Origin of the sequence: Streptomyces sp. SID486 (assembly GCF_009865385.1) — a bacterium.
Taxonomy (GTDB): Bacteria; Actinomycetota; Actinomycetes; order Streptomycetales; family Streptomycetaceae; genus Streptomyces.
The window spans coordinates 1-20,549 of sequence record NZ_WWJT01000246.1 but is presented as its reverse complement, the minus strand read 5'-3'; the positions used below and the strand labels follow the sequence as shown (position 1 = coordinate 20,549).

The following is a 20,549-nucleotide window of genomic DNA, read 5'->3' as shown; positions in this document are numbered from 1 at the left end:
CCGGCCCTGGGGCGGGCCGGGCGGTCGCGTTCAGAGGGCCGGTCTCGCCGGCGCGGGCGCCGCGACGGCCGGTACCCGAGGGATCCGGCCGCTCGTGCTGCGCGGTGGCGGCGCTCCGCCGGCGGTCAGCGGCCCGGCGGTCCCGCCGGGCTGGGCGACCGGTGGTTCAGAGTGCCGAGCCGGTGTCGCCGGGCCGGATCCGGCCACGCCACCCGCCGGACTCTCCGCCGCGGTCCTCGATGTAGCTCTTGAACCGCTTCATGTCGCCCTTGACCCGCCGGTCGATCGTCCCGAGCAGATCCGCGGCCTTCTCCGCGGCGCCACTGGGCTCGATCTCCATGACCAGCTCGACCTTGGTGTGGGTGTCGTCCAGGCGCTCGAAGCGGACAGAGCCCCGCTGGGTGGTGTCGCCGCTGGTGGTGCGCCACGTGATGCGCTCGTCGGGCAGCTGGTCGACGATCTCGGTGTCGAACTCCCGGCGTACCCCGCCGATCTTCGTGGTCCAGTGGTTGTGCCGGTCGTCCAGCTGCGTGATCTCCTCGACGCCCTCCATGAAGTTCGGGAAGTCCTCGAACTGGGTCCACTGGTTGTAGGCGGTGTGGAGCGGGACGTCGACTTCCACTGCTTCCTTGACCTTGCTCATCTCTGCGCCTCCGTTCACTTGCTCGGCTGTGCGAAACCCCGTGGGCCCGCGCAGCCGGCCCGGTCGGGAACTGCCGGGTACCCAGGGAACCGGCGGTCATGACCGACAGGCCGGCCGTGTGCACCTCCGGCCGCCGCGCCTGGCCCGAACGGTGCGGATCCGGCCACCGCCCCCGCATTCCGGCCACCGCCTTGACGTGGTGTTTTACAGTGTCTGCCACCAGCTCCGGCGACAGGACCTGTGAGGTATTCGCGAACATGCCGACCGAGACGTTTGAGTTTCAGGTAGAGGCACGTCAGCTTCTGCAGCTGATGATCCACTCGGTGTACTCGAACAAGGACGTGTTCCTGCGGGAACTCGTCTCCAACGCCTCCGACGCGCTGGACAAGCTGCGTCTGGAGAAACTCTGGGACGACTCGCTCGACGCCGACGTGTCCGACCCGCACATCGAGATCGACATCGACAAGGACGCCCGTACGCTCACCGTGCGGGACAACGGCATCGGGATGTCGTACGACGAGGTCGGGCAGCTCATCGGCACGATCGCCAACTCGGGCACCGCGCGGTTCCTCCAGGAGCTGCGGGAGGCCAAGGACGCGGCCGGCGAGGACGGTCTCATCGGCCGGTTCGGCGTCGGGTTCTACTCGGGCTTCATGGTGGCGGACGAGGTCACCCTGCTGACCCGGCGCGCCGGTGAGAGCCAGGGCACGCGGTGGACGTCACGCGGCGAGGGCACGTACACGCTGGAGAGGGTCGACGACGCTCCGCAGGGCACCTCGGTCGTGCTCCACCTCAAGCCCGCCGACCCGGAGAACCAGCTCCACGACTACGCCTCCCCGTGGAAGATCAGGGAGATCGTCAAGCGGTACTCGGACTTCATCACCTGGCCCATCCGGATGGTGCCCGAGAGTTCCGGCACCTCCGGCGAGAGCGGCGAGGCGCCCGCGCCCGAGACGCTCAACTCGATGAAGGCGCTGTGGGCGCGCCCCCGTGACGAGGTGTCCGACGACGAGTACCACGAGCTGTACAAGCACATCGGCCACGACTGGCGGGACCCGCTGGAGACCATCCGGCTCCAGGCGGAGGGCACCTTCGAGTACCAGGCCCTGCTGTTCCTGCCCGCCCACGCCCCGCACGACCTGTTCACCCGGGACGCCAGGCGCGGTGTGCAGCTGTACGTCAAGCGCGTGTTCATCATGGACGACTGCGAGGCGCTGCTGCCGCCGTACCTCCGCTTCGTCAAGGGGGTCGTCGACGCCGCGGACCTCTCGCTGAACGTCTCCCGCGAGATCCTCCAGCAGGACCGCCACATCGAGATGATGCGGCGACGGCTGACGAAGAAGGTGCTGTCCACGGTCAAGGACATGATGGCCAAGGACCCTGAGAGGTACGCCTCGTTCTGGCGGGAGTTCGGCACGGTCCTGAAGGAAGGGCTGATCACCGACCCGGAGAACCGCGACGCCGTCCTCGCCCTGGCCTCGTTCGCCAGCACGCACGACGACTCCGAGCCGACCACGCTCAAGCAGTACGTCGAGCGGATGAAGGAGGGTCAGGAGGACATCTACTACCTGACCGGCGAGTCGCGGCAGAGCATCGAGAACTCCCCCCACATGGAGGCGTTCCGGGAGCGGGGCATCGAGGTGCTCCTGCTCACCGACGCCGTCGACGAGGTGTGGGCCGACGCCGTCGGCGAGTACGAGGGCAGGAAGCTGCGGTCCGTCGCCAAGGGGCGGATCGACCTCGACGCCAAGGACGAGGACGCCCCCGACGCCGAGCGGGAGAAGCAGAGCGAGGAGTACGCCGGGCTGCTCGGCTGGATGAAGGAGCACCTGGGCGACGACATCAAGGAGGTCCGCCTCTCCTCCCGCCTCACCGTCTCCCCGGCCTGCGTCGTCTCCGACGCGGGCGACCTGACCCCGGCCCTGGAGAACATGTACCGCGCGATGGGCCAGGAGGTGCCCGGCGCCAGGAGGATCCTGGAACTCAACCCGGACCACCAGCTGGTGAAGGGCCTCAACCAGGCGTACAAGGAGCGCGAGGACCGCACGGAGCTGGCCGAGACCGCCGAGCTGGTGCACGGCCTGGCGGTGCTTGCCGAGGGCGGCCAGCCCAAGGAACCGGCCCGGTTCGTCAAGCTGATGGCGGACCGTCTGGAGCGCGCGCTGTAGTCCGTCACCGAGTCCCGGCCGGGGGTCCCCCGGCCGGGATCGGGGACCTCCACCACCGCACCAGGCAGGAGGCGGTCCGGCCGGTCCGGCACGACGGCGCCCCTCTGGTGGAGCGGGACCATCTGCTCACGCCGTGAGCCCCCGGCATCCGACGGGCGGCGGTCCGCGGTGGCATCCCGTCGCAATGATTTCCGCATTGGCATGGACCTGACGCGTCCGGAGAACTAGGCTCTGCTGCGCCAACGATGAGAGCGCTCTCAGTATTCGGCTGTTCCACCCCACCCCTGGAACGACGAAGGGCAACTCCCATGCGACGCAGAAGACTTACGATTGCCGCACTGTCCGCGCTCCTGGTCCTCGGTGGAGCGGGCACGGCGGCGACACTCCCCGCGGCGGACGCAGGCCCGGCCGTGGCCGGCGGCCCGGCGGCCGCGGTGTCCCGCCGGCCGGCCTCCGACGGAGTCGTCACCGCCATGCAGCGCGATCTCGGCCTCACGCGGAAGCAGGCCGAGGCCCGGATCGCCGCCGAGCGGGCCGCCGCGGCCCTCGCTCCCCGGGCCCGCCGGGCGGCCGGGACCGCCTACGCGGGCTCCTGGTTCGACGCCGCGCGGGGGCGTCTGACGGTGGCGCTCACCCCGGACGCCTCCGCGGACTCGCGCCGCACACTCAGGGCGTACGGGGCCGAGATCCGCACGGCCGCGCACACCGCCCGCCAACTGGACGCCGTCAAGGCGCGCCTGGACCGGCTGTCCGCCCCTCCCGGGGTGAGCGGCTGGCACGTCGACCCGGTGGCGGGTGCTGTCGTCGTGGACGTGGTGCGGCGCGACCGCTCCGACAACGATGTCCGCCGGTTCCTGACCCAGGCCCGCGCGGCGGGTGCCGTCTCCGTCAGGACCGTCTCCGCCGCCCCACGCACCTTCGCCGCGGGCACGGTCGGCGGCGACCCCTACTACACCGGCAACGTCCGCTGCTCCATCGGCTTCTCGGTGTACGGCGGCTTCGTCACCGCGGGGCACTGCGGGCAGCCCGGCGCCGGTGTCAGCGGCTGGGACGGCTCCTACGTCGGCAGCTTCCAGGGCTCCTCGTTCCCGGACAACGACTACGCCTGGGTCAGCGTGGGCAGCGGCTGGTGGACGGTCCCCGTCGTCCTGGGCTGGGGCACCGTGTCCGACCAGCTCGTGCGCGGCTCGGCCGTGGCGCCCGTAGGCTCGTCCGTGTGCCGCTCGGGATCGACGTCCCACTGGCACTGCGGGACCGTCCTCGCCCTCGACGAGACCGTCAACTACAGCCAGGGCGCGGTGCACGAGGTGACGAAGACGAGCGTGTGCGCCGAACCCGGGGACTCCGGCGGCTCCTTCATCAGCGGCGACCAGGCCCAGGGCGTCACGTCCGGTGGCTGGGGCAACTGCACCAGCGGCGGCGAGACCTGGTTCCAGCCGGTCAACGAGATCCTCAACCGCTACGGCCTGACCCTGCACACGTACACCGGCTGACCGCGCCCCCACCGGCCACCCACGGCCGTTCCGGCCACCGGCCACTGCTGTTCCGGCCACCAGCAACTCACTGCTGTTCCGGCCACCGGCGCATCGGATGTGCCGGTGGCCGGGGGCGGCCCCGGGGGCACCTCACACCGCCGGGGGCGCTTCGACCGGCAGTACGACGCGGAACAGGGCACCTCCGCCCGGTGCCTGATGTGCCGTCAGTTCCGCGTGATGGGTGTGGGCGATCTGGCGGGCCATGGCCAGGCCCAGGCCCGAGCCGGGGAGGGCGCGCGCGGTCCGGGCCCGGTAGAAGCGGTCGAAGACATGGGGCAGGTCGGCCGTGTCGATACCGGGGCCGTGATCGCGCACGGTGATCTCCAGCCGTCCGCCCCCGGCCGGCCGCAGCGCGCGGACCTCGACCCGACCGCCCGGCGGGGAGAACTTGGCCGCGTTGTCCAGGAGATTGGAGAACAGCCGCGTCAGCCGGTTCGGCACAGCAGCGGCCAGGGCGGACGCGGCGGACGGGTCGCCGTCCAGTACGAAGGCGACCTGCGGCCAGTGGTCCCGGGCGGCGGCCACGGTGTGCTCCAGCAGCGCCACCGGCCGCACCGGTTCGAGGGCCTGGCGGGGCTCCTCGTCGCGAGCCAGGTCGATCAGGTCGTTGACCAGCGTGGTCACCTCCCGCAGCTGGCGGCTGAGCGCGCCCGTCGCCCGTTCCCGCTGGCGCGGGGTCAGCTGCTGCGACCGCAGCAGGATCTCCGCGTTCGCGCGCAGCGCCGTCAGCGGGGTGCGCAGCTCGTGCGAGGCGTCGGCGACCAGCCGCCGCTGCGCCGCAAGTGACTCCTCCAGGGCGTCGAGCATGGTGTTGAAGCTGACCGCGAGCCGGGTGATCTCGTCCTCCCGGCCGCGCCCCGCGGCGGCCGGAAGCTCGATCCGGTGCCCGGCGTCGCGCGTGGCGGTGATCCGCTCCGCCGTCGAGGTCAGCCGGGCCACCGGGGCCAGCCCCGAACGGGACACCCAGTAGCCCAGCAGCGCCGCCACCGGCACCCCGGCCCCGCCGATCACGGCGAGCAGCCCGGCGACCTGCCGCTCGGCCCGCCGGACCCCGTCGGACCGCAGCGCCACCTGTATCGCCGCCCCCGCACCGGCGGGCGTGGTGAGCACCCGCACCGGATGACCGGCGACCGACGCCGTGCTGTAGAAGGGCGCCCGCTGACGTCCGGCCACCCGGCGCACCGCGTCGGTCACGGGCAGCAGATAGCCCTCTCGCGGGTCGTCCGCCGCCGAGGCGGGCACGAGCTGCGCGCAGGCGGGCGCGGCCAGGTACCGGCACTCGCCGGCCTGCACCCCGGGCCGCTCCTGCCGGTACTGCTGGACCGCCAGCGTCGCCGCCTGCGTCAGCTGCAGGTCGAACTGGCGGTGCAGGGTGTAGGCGGTGACGGCGTAGGCGCCCGCGCACACCGCCAGCGCCACGCCCGCCACCGCGGCCGACGCGGTCACGGCCAGCCGGCGGCGCAGCGGGGGGCGGCGGTGCCGGCGCGGGCCGCTCACCGCTCGTCCAGCATGTAGCCGATGCCGTGCACCGTGTGGACGAGGCGGGAGGCACCGTCGGCCTCCAGCTTGCGGCGCAGGTATCCGACGTACACCGCCAGCGAGTTGGAGTCGGGGCCGAGGTCCCGGCCCCACACCCAGCGCATGATCGTCTCGCGTTCCAGGACCTGGCCGGGGTGACGCAGCAGCAGGTCGAGCAGGGCCCACTCGGTCCGGGTGAACTCCAGCCGCCGTCCCGCCCGCACCGCCGTACGGCTCTCGGGGTCGACGACGAGGTCGCCGAAGCGCAGCCCGCTCGGCCGGGGCGGCTCACCGGGACCGGCCCGGCGCAGCAGGGCGCGCAGCCGCGCCGCGAGCTCGACCAGCGAGAACGGCTTCACCAGGTAGTCGTCGGCGCCCGCGTCCAGGCCGTCCACCCGGTCGCTGACCGCGTCGAGCGCGGTCAGCACCAGGATCGGGGTACGGTCGCCCAGCGCCCGCAGCCGCCGGCACACCGCCAGACCGTCCACCACCGGCATCATCACGTCCAGCACCAGGGCGTCCGGCTCCCAGTGCGCCACCGTCGCCAGAGCGGCGTGCCCGTCGGCCGCGCCCCGGACGGTGAAGCCCTCCAGGGCCAGTCCGTCCTCCAGGGCGGCGCGTACCTCCGGGTCGTCGTCGACGACGAGCACCCGTGCGGCGACGCCGGGGGCGGGTTCCTGAGCTGCGGTGTTCATGGACCCAGCCTGCCAAAGAGCCCTCTTAGAAGCCTCTTAGAACGGCCCGGGACCGTGCCGGGCATGGAAACTCCGCTCTCCGTCGTGATCGGTGCCGGCGGCACCGGTGGCCACATCTATCCGGGGCTCGCCCTCGCCGAGGCGCTGCGCCGCCGGGTGCCCGGCGCGGCGATCTCGTTCGTCGGGACCGAGCGCGGCCTGGAGACCCGGCTCATACCCGAGGCCGGGTACCGGCTCCACACGGTCGACATGATCCCCTTCGACCGCTCGCTCGGCGTGAAACGTTTCACCCTGCCCGCAGCGCTGCTGAGGTCGGCCGGCCAGTGCCGCACCATCCTGCGGGAACAGGGCGCGCAGGCCGCCGTCGGCATGGGCGGCTACCCAAGTGCTCCCGTCATCCTCGGCGCCCGCCTCGCCGGGCTCCCGAGTCTCATCCACGAGTCGAACGCCGTGCCAGGCCGGGCCAACACCTTCGCCGCCCGGCTCACCCCGCATGTCGCGCTCGCCTTCGAGGCCGGCGGGGACCACCTGCCCGCCTCCACCCGGCCGGACCTCGTCGGCATGCCGCTCACCGGGCCGCTGGCCACCCTCGACCGGGAAGCCCGGCGCGCGGACGCCCGCCGCGCCCTCGGCGTCCCGCCGCACGCCCGGCTGCTCCTGGTCAACGGCGGCAGCCTCGGTGCGGCCCGGCTCACCGAGGCGGCCGTGGGCCTGGCCGGACGCTGGCGCGACCGCACCGACGTACGGCTCCTGATCAAGACCGGGCCGGCGGCGCTGGACGCGGCCCGCGCCCGCCTGCGTGCCACCGGCGCCGACCGGGTCGCCGAGGCGGTGGCCTATCTGGACCGCATCGACCAGACGTACGCGGCGGCCGACCTGGTGGTGTGCCGTGCGGGCTCGGCGACCGTCGCCGAACTGGCCACCATCGGCCTGCCCGCCGTACTCGTCCCCTACCCGCACGCCCCGGGCGACCACCAGACCCACAACGCCCGCACCCTCACCGGTGTCGGGGCGGGCGTGCTGCTGCGGGACGAGGACACCACCGCCGCGTCCCTCGACGCCCTCGCCGGCTCCCTGCTCGCCGACCCGCACCGCCTGCACGCCATGGCCAGCGCCGCCACGACGGCCGGTATCGGCGCCCACCACCGCGACGCCGCCGACCGGCTGGCGGTCAAGGTCCTCCGGCTCGCCGGCCACCGGCTGCCCGCCCCCGTCCCGACCGCACACTGAGAAAGGCCACCACCATGCACACGACCGACTTCTTCCGCGGCCGTACCGTCCTCGTCACCGGAGCCGAGGGGTTCATCGGCTCCACCCTCGTCGACCTCCTCCTCGAGCAGGGCGCCGCCGTCCGCGCCTTCGTCCACTACAAGCCGTACGCCGAGAAGGGCAACCTGGCCCACCTCCTGGACGATCCCCGCGTCGAACTGCTCGCGGGCGACGTGCGCGACCCCGGCCGCGTGACGGACGCCGTGGCCGGCTGCGACACCGTCTTCCACCTCGCCGCCCTGATCGGCATCCCCTACAGCTACGACTCCCCGGGCGCCTACGTCGCCGTCAACGTCACCGGCACCGAGAACGTCGCCGAGGCATGCCGCCGCCACGGCGTCCGCCGCCTGGTGCACACCTCCACCAGCGAGGTCTACGGCACCGCCCTGACCGTCCCGATCGGCGAGGACCATCCGCTCCAGCCGCAGTCCCCGTACTCGGCCTCGAAGATCGGCGCCGACATGACGGCGCTCTCCCACCACCACGCCTTCGGACTGCCCGTGACGGTCGTGCGGCCCTTCAACACCTACGGCCCCCGCCAGTCGGCCCGCGCGGTGATCCCGACGATCCTCGCCCAACTGCACTCCGGTGCCCGTGAGATACGGCTCGGTTCGCTGACGCCCACCCGTGACTTCACCTACGTCACCGACACCGCCCGCGGCTTCCTCGCCGTGGCGCAGTGCGACCGTGCGCTGGGCGAGGTCGTCAACCTGGGCACAGGTGAGGAGATCTCCATCGGCGACCTGGCCCGCGGGCTCATAGCGGCGTCCGGACGGGACGCGGAGATCGTCGTGGACGAGGCGCGCCTGCGGCCGGCCGGCAGCGAGGTCCACCGCCTGCTGTCGGACAACTCCCGCGCCCGGAGCTGGGCGTCGTGGAAGCCCGAGGTCCCGCTCGCGGAGGGGCTGCGCCACACCTCCGACTGGGTCCGCGACCACCTCCACCTGTTCGCCCCGGGCCGCTACGCGGTCTGACCGACCCGGCTCGACGGCGCCGGCCACGGGCCCCGCACGCTCCGGGGCTCTTCCTCAGAAGGAGCCGAGGTCGGCGGAGACCCAGTGCTCGGGGCGCAGGTAGATGACGAAGTGCTCGCCGAGCCGGGTCCGGTCGTACTCCACGAAGGCGGCCACCTTGTCCCGGGGGAGGTACCGCGCGGCCATCTCCCAGGACAGCTCGGGGCTGTCGGGCGCGGTTCTGCTGACCGGCCCCTCCACCGACACGTAGCGCACGCTCGGTTCGGTGCGCTGCACCATCAGGCTGAAGCGGCCGGCGGCGCGGATCGCGCGTGCCTTGCGGGAATCGGTCCCGGTCCGCACCCACAGCTCGCCGCCGGGCGTGTACTGGTACCAGATGGGGACGGTCAGCGGGGCGCGGTCCGGCCCTTCGACCACCGACAGCGCGCCGATGTGGGGCTCCGCCAGGAACTGCTCTCGTTCGCTCGAGGAGAGTGTCACGCGTCCGACCCTACGCGGCGGGGCCGCGGTCCTCCAGCCGCCGTCCTCCACCCGCTGCCCCCGGCCGTCGTCCTCCAGCCGCCGTCCTCCGGCCGCCGTCCTCCGGCAGCCGCCCACCACCCGCTGTCCTCCACCCGCTGCCCCCGGCCGCCGTCCTCCGGCAGCCGTCCACCACCCGCTGTCCTCCGGTCGCCGTCGTTCAGCCGCCGTCCTTCAGTCGGTGCCGCGTTCCAGGACGCGGCGGGCCGCTTCGGCCTCCGCCGCCGGCGGGGACAACTCGTCGAGCGTGTCCAGTTCGTCGTCGGACTCCAGCTCCCGCTCCCAGGCCGCCGCGAGCCGTGCCTGCTCCTCGCGCGGCTTCGCGGCCACGTCCTGCCGGTGCTCGGGGTCCAGCGCCGCCAGGAACCGGTCGAGGGAATCCGTCGGCATGCTGTGCTCCTTGTCGCCGCGTGGGGTGCCGCCTCCGGCCAGCATGGCCAACCGCACCCGTCCGGCCCGCCCCGACACGGCCCCGGTCCACCCTGATGGCCCTCCCGCCAGGCGCGGTCGGGAGCCGTCCGCGCCGCACCCGGGGTAGGTCCCGGGCCGGGGCGGAGGCGGTCAGGGTCAGGTCTGGCGGGCGTGCACGGGGTCGTTGGCGACCTCGTCGGGGCACTTGCGGTGCCGCTGCTGCGTCCGCCGGTCACGCTGCCAGTCGAACGTCGCCAGGGCCAGGGACGCCGCCATGCCCACGAGTCCGGCACCCAGCGCGGTGACCAGGGCGCCGCGGTAGTCGTGACTCCTGCCGAGCACCAGGTAGAAGAGGCCGGGCAGGGCGGCGGTGCCGAGGGCGGCGCCGAGCCGCTGCCCCGTCTGCAGGGCGCCGCCCGCCGCGCCCGCCATGCGCACCGGTACGTCCCGGAGGGTCATGGTGATGTTGGGGGACACCACGAACCCGCTGCCGACCCCGCCGAGGAAGAGCACCGGGGCGGCGACCCAGGGGGCGAGACCGAGGGGTGTGAACCGGAGCAGCAGGGCCGTGCCGCCCAGGCCCGCGATCACGCCGGCCAGACCGCACACGGTGAGCAGACGGCCGTACCGCTCCACCAGCCGGCCGGACAGCACGGCCGCGCCCGCCGAGCCGAGGGCGAAGGGCGTGACGGCGAGTCCGGAGCGCAGCGGCGAGAAGCCGAGGCCGCGCTGGTAGAAGAGGGCGAAGACCAGCCAGACGCCGCTGAAGCCGATGAAGTAGAGCGTGCCGATGCCGGCGCCGACGGCGTAGCCGCGCACGGTCGTGAACAGGCGGGGGTCCAGCAGCGGCTGGGTGCCCCGGTCGACGAGGCGCCGCTGCCACCGGGAGAAGAGCACGAGGAGCGCCGCACCGACGACGAACAGCCACCACAGCCGGGTGAGGCCGCCGGATTCGGCCTGTACCAGCGGGTACATGAGCGCGAGGACGCCGGCGCCGAGGAGCAGCACGCCGGGCACGTCCACCCGGCCCCGCCCGGTGCGGCGGACGCGGGGGAGCAGCCGGCGGCCCAGGAGGACGGCGAGGATGCCGATGGGGACGTTGACGTAGAAGATCCACCGCCAGCCCTGGGGACCGGAGGCGAGCGCGAGGATGGCGCCGCCGGTGATGGGGCCGGCGGCGGAGGATATGCCGACGGTGGCGCCGAAGAGGCCGAAGGCGCGCCCTCGTTCGGCGCCACGGAACATCTGCTGGATGAGCGCGGAGTTCTGGGGCGCCATGAACCCGGCCGCCAGGCCCTGGGCGAGGCGGGCGACGACCAGCAGCGTGATGTCCGGTGCCGCCCCGCAGGCCGCGCTGAAGAGCACGAACCCGCTGAGGGCGAGCAGGAAGATACGGCGCCGGTCCAGGGCGTCCCCGAGACGGCCGGCGGTGACGAGGGCGAGGGCGAAGGTCAGGGCGTAGCCGGAGACCACCCACTGCACCTGCGCGGGGGAGGCGTGCAGGTCGCGCTGGATGGTGGGCAGGGCGACCGCCACGATCGTGACGTCGAGCAGGCTCATGAACCCGGCCACCAGCGTGACCCACAGGGCGTGCCAGCGGTTCGGGTCCGGCTCGTAGCCGTCCTCCCGGGCAGCCGGCTCCCGGCCTCCCGCGGCTGACGTGGACGCCGTCACATCGCCTCCTCTCACCGCCCCCCGCCCGGGCGGGACAAGTTCCCCGTCCCCCGCCTGGGCGGGCAGGATTTCCCGGCCCCCGCCCGGGCGGGACAAGTTCCCCCGTGCGGTCCGGGCACACATCCCCCGGCCTGCCACGGAACCCGTCCGGACGGCCGGTCGGAGGTCGGGTGGCGCGGTCCGTTGCGCGGCCCGAGGCGCCGGGTGGCGCGGGTCTGCGGCGCGGCTCCCGGGCGCCGGGTGGCGCGGGGTCGTGGTGCGGTCCCCGGGCGGCTCCACCGGGCGCAGAAAAGACATCTCGCATAAACTGCCCATATGGTAACTAACAGTGACGACTCCGCTTCGCAGCGTACGTCCCGAGCCGTCTCGCGCGGCACCGTTCTGCTCACCGCGGCAGCCGCTGCCGGAGCCCTGCTCACCGGGTGCGGCAATGACGCCGGCGGCGACGCCGCGCAGACCGGCGCCGCCGAGGCCGCCCGGATAGCCGCGACGTCCTCCTCGCCCTCGGCGAGCCCGAGCGGTCTCACCGACGATCAGACGGAGCGCAAGGAGGTCATCCCCAAGGCCAAGACCGGCTGGGAGCAGGCACTGCGCGCCGCGGTGGCGGCCGTACCGAAGTCCGAGCTGGTCTCGATCAAGCTCAAGGGCCCGGCCGACCGGCCCCGCTGGAAGACCGAGGTGGCCACCTCCGACGGCGCCGCCAGCACCGTCCGCGTCGACGCGGTCACCGGCAAGGCCGGCAAGGCGCGGGCCGAGACGGACCAGGACGACGACGACAAGCGGGACATGGCCGACTGGCTGAAGAAGGCCACCGTGACCCCGCAGCAGGCCGCCCAGACCGCCACCGACAAGACCAAGGGCACCGTCACCGCCGTCGAACTCGACGACACCGACGCGGGCACGCCGATCTGGTCCGTCGACGTCGTCTCGACCGACGACTGGAACAAGACGACGTACGACATCGACGCGACCGACCGCAAGGTGCTCCGGGAGCACGTCGACCGGGACTGACGGAGCGCACGCGCGCAGCGACGCACCAGCCTGGCCGGCGCAGCGGCGGTGTTCGGAGCCGCCCGTGGCCCTTGTGCCTTGTGCGGAAGGGCCTTTGGGGAGGGCCCGGGTCGGCGCCCCGGTCTCGCGCACGGCATCGTCCGGCAGCCGCCGCGCATGCTCCACCGCGCATGCTCCGCCGCGCATGCTCCGCCGGGCGTACGCCCGGCCGGCGGCTTCGGGAGCGGGGCCATGCGGGGTGCGGGGCAGGGACAGGTTTGTCCCGCGAGGCACGGGCAACGCGAAGCCCATGACTGAATCGAACAGCGAGACGGGCAAGCGTTCCGCGCCGGAGCAGGAGACCGCGGCGAAGGCCCGGCGGACGGCGGACAAGGCGACGGCGCCGGCCGGCCGCGCGGCCAAGAAGGCGGTGGCGACGACGGACGACGCCGTGTCCGCCGCGAAGTCGGGGACCGCACGCGCGGCCGAGGCGACCGGCGCGGCGGCCCGCACGGCGGCCCGGGGCGTCGAATCGGGGCGCCAGGCGATCGTCACGGCGTCGGGCCAGGTCGCGGCCACGGCCAAGACGGCCTGGACGGTGATCGCTCACCGCAAGCTGATCGCCGCCGGTGTCGGCGCGGGCCTCACCGCGCTGAGCGCGGCGTCGTACACGTGGGGCCGCAGGGCCGAGCGCCAGACGCACGGTCCGCTCACCCGGCTGACCCAGGGCCGTATCTGACGCGCTGCCAGGGCCCCGCCCCGCGCGGGGCCGGGCGTGCGTGACAGCGACCGACTTCTTCACTTTCGATCAAATTCGTTGGAACTTGAACATCTGGTGTGGTGTCGCGCGCAGTCCTACGCTCCCTCCATGGAGTTGGAGGTGAGGCACCTGCGCGTGGTCTGCGCCATCGCGGACACCGGCAGTCTGCACAAAGCGGCCCGTGAACTCGGCCTGGCGCAGCCCTCGTTGAGCACTCAGCTAGGCCGCATCGAACGGGCCCTCGGCGCTCCGCTCTTCGTGCGCGCCCGGACCGGCTGCCGGCCCACCCCCCTGGGGCTGGCCGTACTCAGCCGGGCCAGGCCGCTGGTGGCGGAGTTCGCGGCGATCGTGACCGAGACCAGGGCGGCCGCCGCCCGTGCCGCGGGCGGGTTCCAGCTGCGCATCGGAGCCACGGCCAGCCGGGCCATCCCGGGCTGGCTCCGGCTGCTGCGGGCGCGGGTGCCGCGGATCGAACCGGCGCTGCAGATGAGCGTGTCCGCCAACGCCCTGCTGGACATGGTCGCGGCGGGCCGGCTCGACATGGCCTTCGTGCACGAGGTCGAGGGCAGCCCGCTGCGTGTTCCGCCGGGCCTCGGTGTGCGCGTGCTCGTCGAGCGGGAACCGCAGTTCGTCACGCTCGCCGCGGACCATCCGGCGGCCGCGCGGCACCAGGTGAGCCTGGCGGACCTCGCCGGAGACCGCTGGATGGTGGACTCCACCGTCGACGGCGAGTGGGACGCGCTGTGCCGGGTGCTCCGCGCGGCGGGCCTGGACTCCGAGATCCTGCACGGCGACTACCTCACCGCGTACTCGCTGGCCGCCATCGGCGAGGTGGTGACGATCAGCCAGCCGACGGCCCACCCCCGCCCCGACTGCGCGATCCGCCCCCTGGAGGGTGACCCGATCGGGGTACGGCTGCTGCTTGCCGCCCGCACCGAGGCGGAACTCGACGACGCCTACCCGGAGTTGGCGCGGGCCTACTGGACGGTGGCCCGGGACGCGCCCGCCTACCGGCAGTGGCTGGCGCGTGCGCGCGTGCCCGCCCCGCCGGAGCCGTCGGACACGCGCGGCACGGCGCACCGGATCGTCACAGGCCGGCAGGACACGACTGCCGTGCCTCGCCGCCCCTGACCACCGCCGAGACGCAGCCGCCGGGCAGGCCGTCGTGGGAGACGGCCGAGAAGTTGGCGGTCACGGTCAGCACGCCGTCACCAAAGGTGGTCCGCTGCACCTGTCGGTCCGGTGTCAGCACGCGGAAATCGGTCATCGGTTCGGTCGCGGCGGCCCGGTGCAGGGGCGCGAAGTACTTCTGGAGCCGGGCGATCCGCTCACCGTGCCGATCGAGTTCGGGACCGTCGAGCACGAGGTTGAGGGGCACGTCGTAGAGCATCGCCAGCAGCGCGCGGGTGCGGCTCTGGTCCGGCAGCTTCGACCACGGCAGCTCCCAGCGCTCGGTGCTGATCACCGAGTCGTGGAGCACCGTCTGGTACAGCGGAACGCGGTACCGCGGGTCGTACATCGCCCTGGCGACGTCGTCCGGGAGGCGGACCGGCTTGAAGTAGATCCCGGGCGCCCCGGCGGGCGTGTAGCCGCCCCACGTCGCGCGGTCCCTCTCCAGCGCCCACAGCCGGTCGGTGACCGGGGTGCCCGAACCGTGGCTGAACGCCAGCACGCCGTTCGCCCACGAGCCGGCGCTCTCCGAACCGAGCACCAGTTTCCGGTCGCCGGACAGCCGGGCCATGCGGTCCAGCCGGTTCTGGCGGTCCTCGGCCTTGGTCATCGGGTGTGCCGGGGTGTGGTCGGTGAACAGTTCGCCGGCGGCGTCGACGTCGAGGAAGTAGCTGTCGGCGCCGTTCGCGGTCATCTCCCGGGTGCGGTCGGCGAGCAGGTGCCGGGTGGGCTCGGTGCGGCGCAGCGCCTCCGAGCTGACGTAGCAGCCGCGTCCGCCGAAGCCGGTGACGGGCTTGCCGTCGGCTCTGTGCACACAGGCGTCCGGCCACACCGGGGCGGGCCACTTCGAGACCGGGGTGTGGGCCGACGCCGGGTCCTGGGCGTTGGCCCACGAGTCGTAGGGCCCCACGAGGTAACCCGCCCGCTCGGCCGCCCGCGCCGCCCCGGCGTCCATGGGGGAGCCGTCGGCGTCGTAGCCGAGCCACATCCGGTCGATGCCCAGCCGCCGCAGCCGGCGGACGCCCTCGGCGGTCCGTGCCTCGCCCCAGGTGTAGGCGTGGAAGGCACCCACCAGCCTGCCCACCTCGGGGTTGCGGGCGATCTTCGTCCGGAGGGTGGTGATGCCGCCGTGGGCGGTCAGCCAGGCGCGGTAGTCGCGGGCGGCGGCCACCGGCGAGCCGTCGGTGAGGGCGAAGGTGACCCGGTACTCCGCCGTGTCCTCCCGGGCCGAGAACGCGTGCTCGGTCTCGGCGTGCAGCCGGCCGCCGGCGGAGACGAACTTCAGCGTGGTCCCGATGTCGGTCTCGGCGATGTAGCTCGCGCCGTGCCGGCCCGGCAGACTCGTGCCCCAGAACGGCATGGTCAGGCCGTCGGCCATGCCTGACTCCGAGCCGGCGAGCCCGGCCCGCGCCGAGTTCCACCACCGGTCGGCGACCGGCACCGACAGCCCCTCGCCGCGCGGGATCTGCATGTCCTTCGTGGCCGGGTCGCCGCCGGTCACCGGCCAGGTCAGCGTGGGTCCTGACCGGCGGGCCGAGCGCACGGACACCGCCAGCCGCCCGGCACGCGCGGACGCGGTGACCGTCAGTCCCTGCTCCCCGTACCGCCATGTCGCTGTGCCGCCGTGCACCGAGACCTGTCCGGCGGGCCCGAGTCCGCCCGCCGCGGGCGCGGAGAGCTGCCAGGTCCGCCCGTCGTCGGCGCGGGCGCGTACGGCCAGTGTCGCGGTGTCGACCACCGCGTGTCCGCCGGCGACGGGAACGGTCACCCGGCCCCCGTGCACCTCGACGTCCCGACGGGCATCGGTGCCCGTGCCGAAAGCGGTGGCCGTGCCGACCACACCGACCACCGTGAGCGCACCGCCGAGCGCGACGATCTTCTTCGTGGTCTTCGTGGTCTTCGTGGTCTTCCTGGTCTTGCCGGTCTTCCTCGTCCTCATGGCCGGACACGGTGGCGGCCGGGGATAAGAGACTTCTAAGAACGTGTCGTCCGCGGTCAGCCGCGCCGCCCCCAGGCCATCACCATGCCGGGTCCGAGTTCGGCGAGCCGGGGCGAGGACAGGTACGCGACGGCCTCGTCGACGACCGCCGCGTCCACCAGACCGGTCTCCTCCAGGGCGGGCCGCATCCGGTTCCACGTCTCGGCCCAGAAGAGAGCCAGCGGACCGCCGGCCACGAGCGGCGGGCTGTACAGCTCCGCGGCGACGTCGAGCAGCCCCTCCTCCCTCAGGAAGTGCGGGTACGCCGGGACGGAGGAGATGTCGGTGCCGATCGTCGACCGCAGGGCCCGCCACATGGCGTCCATGGTGCGCCGGTAGGCGGCCGTGGAGTCCAGGGCGACCGGCACCTCCAGGGCGTCGGCCAGCACCAGCCGGCCCCCGGGGCTGAGCCACCGCGCGAGCCGGGTGATGATCCGGCGGCGCTGGGGGAGGTGCATGAGGACGAACCGGGCGTGGATGAGGTCGAAGCGGCCCGGGCGCAGGGTCTCGTCGGTGAGATCGGCGGTGACCACCCGCAGCCGCGGTGTCGCGAGGGCGTCCAGCGAGCCGGTGTCCCGGTCCAGGGCGACCACTTCGTCGACACCCGCCTCCTCCAGCAGCCACCGCGCCACCGTCCCGGTGCCGGCGCCCACCTCCAGGCAGCGGCTGCCCGGCCCGGCGCCCAGGGCCCGCAGCCGGTGCGTGGTCACCGGGTCGTAGACCAGCGCGGCGGCGTCGATCCGCTCGGCCTCCCGCGGCCCGTCCGGCGTGAACAGGGCCTCGCCGTAGCGGCCCTCCCCGGGCGCCGATCCGCCCGTGCGTGAACTCGTCATGACCGGACCTCCTGCCCAGGCGGCCGTGCGCGCCACAAACCGTACACAACGGTACAGAACGGTTCAGTCGGCGCCCAGCGCGGTGAGCAGGCGCGCGCAACGGGCCGTCATGTCGGCCGCGCTCTGCTCCGGGTGGTCCGACCACCAGCGCATCACGGCGGTCACGGCGTACTGCCAGACGTCGTTGAGGAGTTGGTGGTCGAGCGGGTCGTCGTGTCCGGCGCGGGCGAGGAGCCGGGCGGCGCCCGCGCCGCCCATGGCGGCGAGGCGCCCGCGGTAGCGGCCCACGGTCTCGCGCAGCTCACCGTCCGGCGGCAGCGCGGGGTCGTAGAGGAGGGACCAGGCGTGCCGGTGCCGCTCGACCGTGGCGAAGATCGCGCGGAGGGTGTCCAGCGCATGGTCCGTGGAGCCGCTGCGGGCCCCTCCGGCGGTCACAGCGTCCACCAGCAGGGCGCCGACCCGGTGGACGCAGGCGAGGTACAGGCCGTCCTTGGTGTCGAAGTAGCTGTAGACCAGGGGCTTGGAGATCCCCGCACGCCGCGCGACGGCGGCGACCGTCACGCCCGCGTAGCCGTGGGTGCCGAACTCCTCCACGGCCACGTCGGTGATCTGCCGCTCCCGCTCCGCGCGGGAGACGCCCTTGGTTCCGGCCTTGCCCATGAGGGGCAGCGTACCCCACCATGTGACCGCTCGGTAATTTACCCATGGGTCAATTCAGAGGGTGGTGCGGCGTCATGACACGGTCGTGGTGGGGCTGGGGGAACGTCGAGGACGCGGTCGAAGGAGCCGAACTGCGGGCGCTGCTGGACCGCGTACGGGCGCTGGTGCCGGGCGATCCGACCGGTCATGAGCCGCCCGCCGTCGCCTCGCTCGGCATCCCCGCTCCCCGGGTGACCGCACCCGCCGCGCTCGCCGCGCTGTGCTCCGCCGACCCGGCCGACCGGGCCGCCCACGCGCACGGCAAGGCGTTCCGGGACGTGGTGCGCAACCTGGAGGGCGACCTGCGCCATGTACCTGACCTGGTCGCCCGGCCCCGGCACGAACGGGACGTGACCGACCTCCTCGACTGGTGCGGCCGGGAGGGCGTCGCGGTGATCCCCTACGGCGGCGGCAGCTCGGTGGTCGGCGGCGTCGAACCGCGGTGCGACGGCCACCGCGCCGTGGTCACCGTGGATCTGGAGCGCCTGGACCGGGTCCTGGAGGTGGACACCACGAGCCGGGCCGCGCGGATCCAGGCCGGCGTCCTCGGCCCGCACCTGGAGAACCAGCTCAGGCCGCACGGCCTGACCCTGCGTCACTTCCCGCAGTCGTTCGAGTTCTCCACGCTCGGCGGCTGGCTCGCCACGCGCGCGGGCGGTCACTACGCGACGCTGTACACCCACATCGACGACCTCGTCGAGTCGATGCGGGTCGTCACGCCGAGCGGGATCAGCGCGTCCCGGCGGCTGCCCGGCTCCGGCGCGGGCCCGTCGCCGGACCGGCTCTTCCTGGGCAGCGAGGGCACGCTGGGCATCATCACCGAGGCGTGGATGCGGCTGCGGGAACGCCCCCGCCGGCGCGCCGGGGCCTCGGTGCGGTTCGACGACTTCGCGGCGGCCGTGGCCGCCACCCGGGCGATCGCGCAGAGCGGCCTGAACCCGGCGAACTGCCGGCTCCTGGACGCCACGGAAGCGCTGCTCAACGCGGGCGTGAGCGTGGGCGGCGGGGTGCTCGTCCTCGGCTTCGAGTCCGCCGACCATCCGGTCCACCGCGACCTGGAACGCGCACTGGAACTCTGCCGCGACCACGGCGGACAGCCCTCCGCCGGGAGCCCGGCGGCCTCCGGCGCGGCCCACGACGGCGGGCCCGGGGACGGCGCGGGTGACCCCGCCGCGCAGACATGGCGCTCGGCGTTCCTGCGCATGCCCTACCAGCGCGACGCGCTCGCCCGGCACTCGGTGATCGCCGAGACGTTCGAGACGGCGTGCACCTGGGACACCTTCGAGACCCTGCACCGGGCGGTCACCGAGGCGGCACGGCAGGCCATGCGCGAGGTCACCGGCCCCGGACTGGTCACCTGCCGGTTCACCCACGTCTACCCGGACGGCCCCGCCCCGTACTTCGGCGTGTACGCACCCGGCCACTGGGGCGGCATGGTGGCGCAGTGGGACCACATCAAGGCCGCCGTGTCCGAGGCGATCGAGACGTCCGGCGGCACGATCACCCACCACCACGCGGTCGGCCGCGACCACCGCCCCTGGTACGACCGCCAGCGTCCCGGCCCCTTCGCCGCCGCGCTGGCGGGCGCCAAGACGGCCCTGGACCCGGCCGGGATCCTCAACCCGGGTGTGCTGCTGCCGGAGCGGTGACCCACCCTTGGCGGCCCCCATCGCCCGTACGGCCTGACGGCGTCCACCGTCACCGCTGCGCTACCGGGTCACAGGGGCGGGCCTGTCGTCGCGCAGGGCGGCGTGCATGGCGCACAGCCGCCGGTGCTGCACATTGCCCTGGTGCACGCTCCAGCCGACGAACACCACGGTGAGCACCGCGTATCCGACGGCCTGGCGCACCGTCCCGGTCAGCGCCATCAGCACGGCGACGGCGGTGAACAGCACCGCCAGGCAGACCGACGCGGCCACGCGGTGGCGCGTGCGGCGCAGGCGCTGCGTCACCAGGGCGTCCATGGCCGCACGCTCCCGCGGCGCCGTCGGCACGTCGCCGTGGCGCAACTTCAGCTCCAGCGCCACGAGATCGTCCGCCGAGCCGCCGGCTGCCCGCTTCTCGCGGCGCCGCCGGGCGAGGAACACGCCGATCGCACCGAGCGAGGTGATCGTGGTGCGCACCGCGACCGACAGCACCGACGGGCCCGGGAACAGGAGCGTGACCAGGGCCACGGCGACGAGGAGGGAGAGGACCAGCTGCAGCCAGACGTGCCGGCCGAGAAAGGTGCTGACGCGTTCCATGACCGGGCCTCTCCGGCTCACACCCGTGCCCGGCGCCGCACGGCCGACACGCGCACCACGCAGGCCGCGCCCAGCAGTACCCACGCCACGCCCGCGTACGCCCAGCGCGCCGACCCGTTCAGGGAGCCGACGGACTCCAGTACCGCCCAGACCGCCAGCACCACGCACAGACAGGTCCACGCGATGTCCGCGAGGCGCACCCGCAGCTGCTCACGCTGTCCCGTGCCGGGCTCCAGCTCCCCGATTCCCTGGTCGTGCAAGGATTCCTGCCGAGACACGATCCTCCCCCTTCCGTCCTGGGTCATGTCCGTCCTACGTGTCCGGCGGGTACCCCGAGGCCGTCCGCGCAAGTGTCCAAAGCGCCCCCGAAAAACGGAAGTTGAGCCTCCGGGCCGGTGGGGCCGCGGAGCCCACGGCGGCCACGGAGGCCCGCGGCGGCCACGGAGGCCGCGGAGGCCCGCGGAGCCGGC

General features: G+C 73.7%; 19 protein-coding genes. 8 read left to right on the top strand and 11 right to left on the bottom strand.

Annotation, left to right across the window (positions count from 1 at the left end):
* Positions 1-166: 166 nt before the first annotated feature.
* Positions 167-643 (bottom strand): SRPBCC family protein, encoded by a 477-nt coding sequence (locus GT045_RS12260; protein ID WP_161291108.1) that lies wholly within the window; start codon positions 641-643, stop codon positions 167-169.
* Between the two features lie 257 nt (positions 644-900).
* Here GT045_RS12260 and htpG point away from each other — a divergent pair, with 257 nt between their 5' ends.
* Positions 901-2,811 carry a molecular chaperone HtpG gene (htpG, locus tag GT045_RS12255; protein ID WP_161291110.1) on the top strand — a complete coding sequence of 637 codons (1,911 nt, stop codon included), beginning with the start codon at positions 901-903 and terminating at the stop codon, positions 2,809-2,811.
* Between the two features lie 308 nt (positions 2,812-3,119).
* A complete protein-coding gene (locus GT045_RS12250; RefSeq protein ID WP_161334172.1) occupies positions 3,120-4,304 on the top strand; it encodes a S1 family peptidase in 1,185 nt (394 codons plus the stop codon).
* Between the two features lie 132 nt (positions 4,305-4,436).
* Here GT045_RS12250 and GT045_RS12245 read toward each other — a convergent pair whose 3' ends face one another.
* Both GT045_RS12245 and GT045_RS12240 read right to left on the bottom strand, forming a co-directional pair.
* Positions 4,437-5,843: a HAMP domain-containing sensor histidine kinase gene (locus tag GT045_RS12245; RefSeq protein ID WP_345942621.1), complete on the bottom strand. Its 1,407-nt coding sequence runs from the start codon at positions 5,841-5,843 to the stop codon at positions 4,437-4,439.
* Complete coding sequence (locus GT045_RS12240; protein ID WP_161291114.1) at positions 5,840-6,559, bottom strand: response regulator transcription factor; 720 nt, start codon at positions 6,557-6,559, stop codon at positions 5,840-5,842. The genes GT045_RS12245 and GT045_RS12240 overlap by 4 nt, the downstream gene beginning before the upstream one ends.
* Positions 6,560-6,622: 63 nt before the next feature.
* On the opposite strand from GT045_RS12240, the gene GT045_RS12235 reads away from it, so the two are divergent.
* Both GT045_RS12235 and GT045_RS12230 read left to right on the top strand, forming a co-directional pair.
* A complete protein-coding gene (locus tag GT045_RS12235; protein ID WP_161334171.1) occupies positions 6,623-7,789 on the top strand; it encodes a UDP-N-acetylglucosamine--N-acetylmuramyl-(pentapeptide) pyrophosphoryl-undecaprenol N-acetylglucosamine transferase in 1,167 nt (388 codons plus the stop codon).
* Between the two features lie 14 nt (positions 7,790-7,803).
* On the top strand, positions 7,804-8,802 hold the full coding sequence (locus tag GT045_RS12230; RefSeq protein WP_161334170.1) for a GDP-mannose 4,6-dehydratase: 999 nt from the start codon (positions 7,804-7,806) through the stop codon (positions 8,800-8,802).
* A gap of 54 nt (positions 8,803-8,856) precedes the next feature.
* Here the strand turns inward: GT045_RS12230 and GT045_RS12225 are convergent, their stop codons facing one another.
* The 3 genes from GT045_RS12225 to GT045_RS12215 form a co-directional block, all read right to left on the bottom strand.
* Complete coding sequence (locus GT045_RS12225) at positions 8,857-9,282, bottom strand: pyridoxamine 5'-phosphate oxidase family protein (RefSeq protein WP_161291120.1); 426 nt, start codon at positions 9,280-9,282, stop codon at positions 8,857-8,859.
* A 213-nt stretch (positions 9,283-9,495) separates the two neighbouring features.
* Positions 9,496-9,711, bottom strand: a complete 216-nt coding sequence (locus tag GT045_RS12220) for a hypothetical protein (RefSeq protein ID WP_161291122.1) — start codon at positions 9,709-9,711, stop codon at positions 9,496-9,498.
* Positions 9,712-9,888: 177 nt separating this feature from the next.
* Positions 9,889-11,406: an MFS transporter gene (locus tag GT045_RS12215; RefSeq protein WP_161291124.1), complete on the bottom strand. Its 1,518-nt coding sequence runs from the start codon at positions 11,404-11,406 to the stop codon at positions 9,889-9,891.
* A gap of 315 nt (positions 11,407-11,721) precedes the next feature.
* On the opposite strand from GT045_RS12215, the gene GT045_RS12210 reads away from it, so the two are divergent.
* From GT045_RS12210 to GT045_RS12200, 3 genes are all read left to right on the top strand, one after another.
* On the top strand, positions 11,722-12,417 hold the full coding sequence (locus GT045_RS12210; protein WP_161334169.1) for a PepSY domain-containing protein: 696 nt from the start codon (positions 11,722-11,724) through the stop codon (positions 12,415-12,417).
* A 289-nt stretch (positions 12,418-12,706) separates the two neighbouring features.
* Positions 12,707-13,135: a hypothetical protein gene (locus GT045_RS12205; RefSeq protein ID WP_161334168.1), complete on the top strand. Its 429-nt coding sequence runs from the start codon at positions 12,707-12,709 to the stop codon at positions 13,133-13,135.
* Between the two features lie 129 nt (positions 13,136-13,264).
* Positions 13,265-14,287: a LysR family transcriptional regulator gene (locus tag GT045_RS12200; protein ID WP_161334167.1), complete on the top strand. Its 1,023-nt coding sequence runs from the start codon at positions 13,265-13,267 to the stop codon at positions 14,285-14,287.
* Here the strand turns inward: GT045_RS12200 and GT045_RS12195 are convergent.
* The 3 genes from GT045_RS12195 to GT045_RS12185 form a co-directional block, all read right to left on the bottom strand.
* Complete coding sequence (locus GT045_RS12195) at positions 14,244-16,265, bottom strand: glycoside hydrolase (RefSeq protein WP_161334166.1); 2,022 nt, start codon at positions 16,263-16,265, stop codon at positions 14,244-14,246. The two genes, GT045_RS12200 and GT045_RS12195, sit on opposite strands and share 44 nt — an antisense overlap.
* Before the next feature lie 56 nt (positions 16,266-16,321).
* Positions 16,322-17,137: a class I SAM-dependent methyltransferase gene (locus GT045_RS12190; protein ID WP_161297684.1), complete on the bottom strand. Its 816-nt coding sequence runs from the start codon at positions 17,135-17,137 to the stop codon at positions 16,322-16,324.
* Positions 17,138-17,200: 63 nt separating this feature from the next.
* On the bottom strand, positions 17,201-17,797 hold the full coding sequence (locus tag GT045_RS12185; RefSeq protein WP_161334165.1) for a TetR/AcrR family transcriptional regulator: 597 nt from the start codon (positions 17,795-17,797) through the stop codon (positions 17,201-17,203).
* A gap of 74 nt (positions 17,798-17,871) precedes the next feature.
* Between GT045_RS12185 and GT045_RS12180 the strand changes: the two genes are divergently transcribed.
* Complete coding sequence (locus GT045_RS12180; protein WP_161334164.1) at positions 17,872-19,485, top strand: FAD-binding oxidoreductase; 1,614 nt, start codon at positions 17,872-17,874, stop codon at positions 19,483-19,485.
* Positions 19,486-19,545: 60 nt separating this feature from the next.
* On the opposite strand, the gene GT045_RS12175 is transcribed toward GT045_RS12180, so the two are convergent.
* Both GT045_RS12175 and GT045_RS12170 read right to left on the bottom strand, forming a co-directional pair.
* Positions 19,546-20,079 (bottom strand): hypothetical protein, encoded by a 534-nt coding sequence (locus GT045_RS12175; RefSeq protein WP_161334163.1) that lies wholly within the window; start codon positions 20,077-20,079, stop codon positions 19,546-19,548.
* A 17-nt stretch (positions 20,080-20,096) separates the two neighbouring features.
* Entirely contained in the window at positions 20,097-20,339 is a 243-nt protein-coding gene (locus GT045_RS12170; RefSeq protein WP_237538532.1) for a hypothetical protein, read from the bottom strand.
* Positions 20,340-20,549: the final 210 nt, after the last annotated feature.

Coding starts and splice junctions, on each gene's coding strand:
- GT045_RS12260 (WP_161291108.1), bottom strand. CDS start 643: ATGAGCAAGGTCAAGGAAGCAGTGGAAGTCGACGTCCCGCTCCACACC.
- htpG (WP_161291110.1), top strand. CDS start 901: ATGCCGACCGAGACGTTTGAGTTTCAGGTAGAGGCACGTCAGCTTCTG.
- GT045_RS12250 (WP_161334172.1), top strand. CDS start 3,120: ATGCGACGCAGAAGACTTACGATTGCCGCACTGTCCGCGCTCCTGGTC.
- GT045_RS12240 (WP_161291114.1), bottom strand. CDS start 6,559: ATGAACACCGCAGCTCAGGAACCCGCCCCCGGCGTCGCCGCACGGGTG.
- GT045_RS12235 (WP_161334171.1), top strand. CDS start 6,623: ATGGAAACTCCGCTCTCCGTCGTGATCGGTGCCGGCGGCACCGGTGGC.
- GT045_RS12230 (WP_161334170.1), top strand. CDS start 7,804: ATGCACACGACCGACTTCTTCCGCGGCCGTACCGTCCTCGTCACCGGA.
- GT045_RS12220 (WP_161291122.1), bottom strand. CDS start 9,711: ATGCCGACGGATTCCCTCGACCGGTTCCTGGCGGCGCTGGACCCCGAG.
- GT045_RS12210 (WP_161334169.1), top strand. CDS start 11,722: ATGGTAACTAACAGTGACGACTCCGCTTCGCAGCGTACGTCCCGAGCC.
- GT045_RS12205 (WP_161334168.1), top strand. CDS start 12,707: ATGACTGAATCGAACAGCGAGACGGGCAAGCGTTCCGCGCCGGAGCAG.
- GT045_RS12200 (WP_161334167.1), top strand. CDS start 13,265: ATGGAGTTGGAGGTGAGGCACCTGCGCGTGGTCTGCGCCATCGCGGAC.
- GT045_RS12195 (WP_161334166.1), bottom strand. CDS start 16,265: ATGAGGACGAGGAAGACCGGCAAGACCAGGAAGACCACGAAGACCACG.
- GT045_RS12190 (WP_161297684.1), bottom strand. CDS start 17,137: ATGACGAGTTCACGCACGGGCGGATCGGCGCCCGGGGAGGGCCGCTAC.
- GT045_RS12185 (WP_161334165.1), bottom strand. CDS start 17,797: ATGGGCAAGGCCGGAACCAAGGGCGTCTCCCGCGCGGAGCGGGAGCGG.
- GT045_RS12180 (WP_161334164.1), top strand. CDS start 17,872: ATGACACGGTCGTGGTGGGGCTGGGGGAACGTCGAGGACGCGGTCGAA.
- GT045_RS12175 (WP_161334163.1), bottom strand. CDS start 20,079: ATGGAACGCGTCAGCACCTTTCTCGGCCGGCACGTCTGGCTGCAGCTG.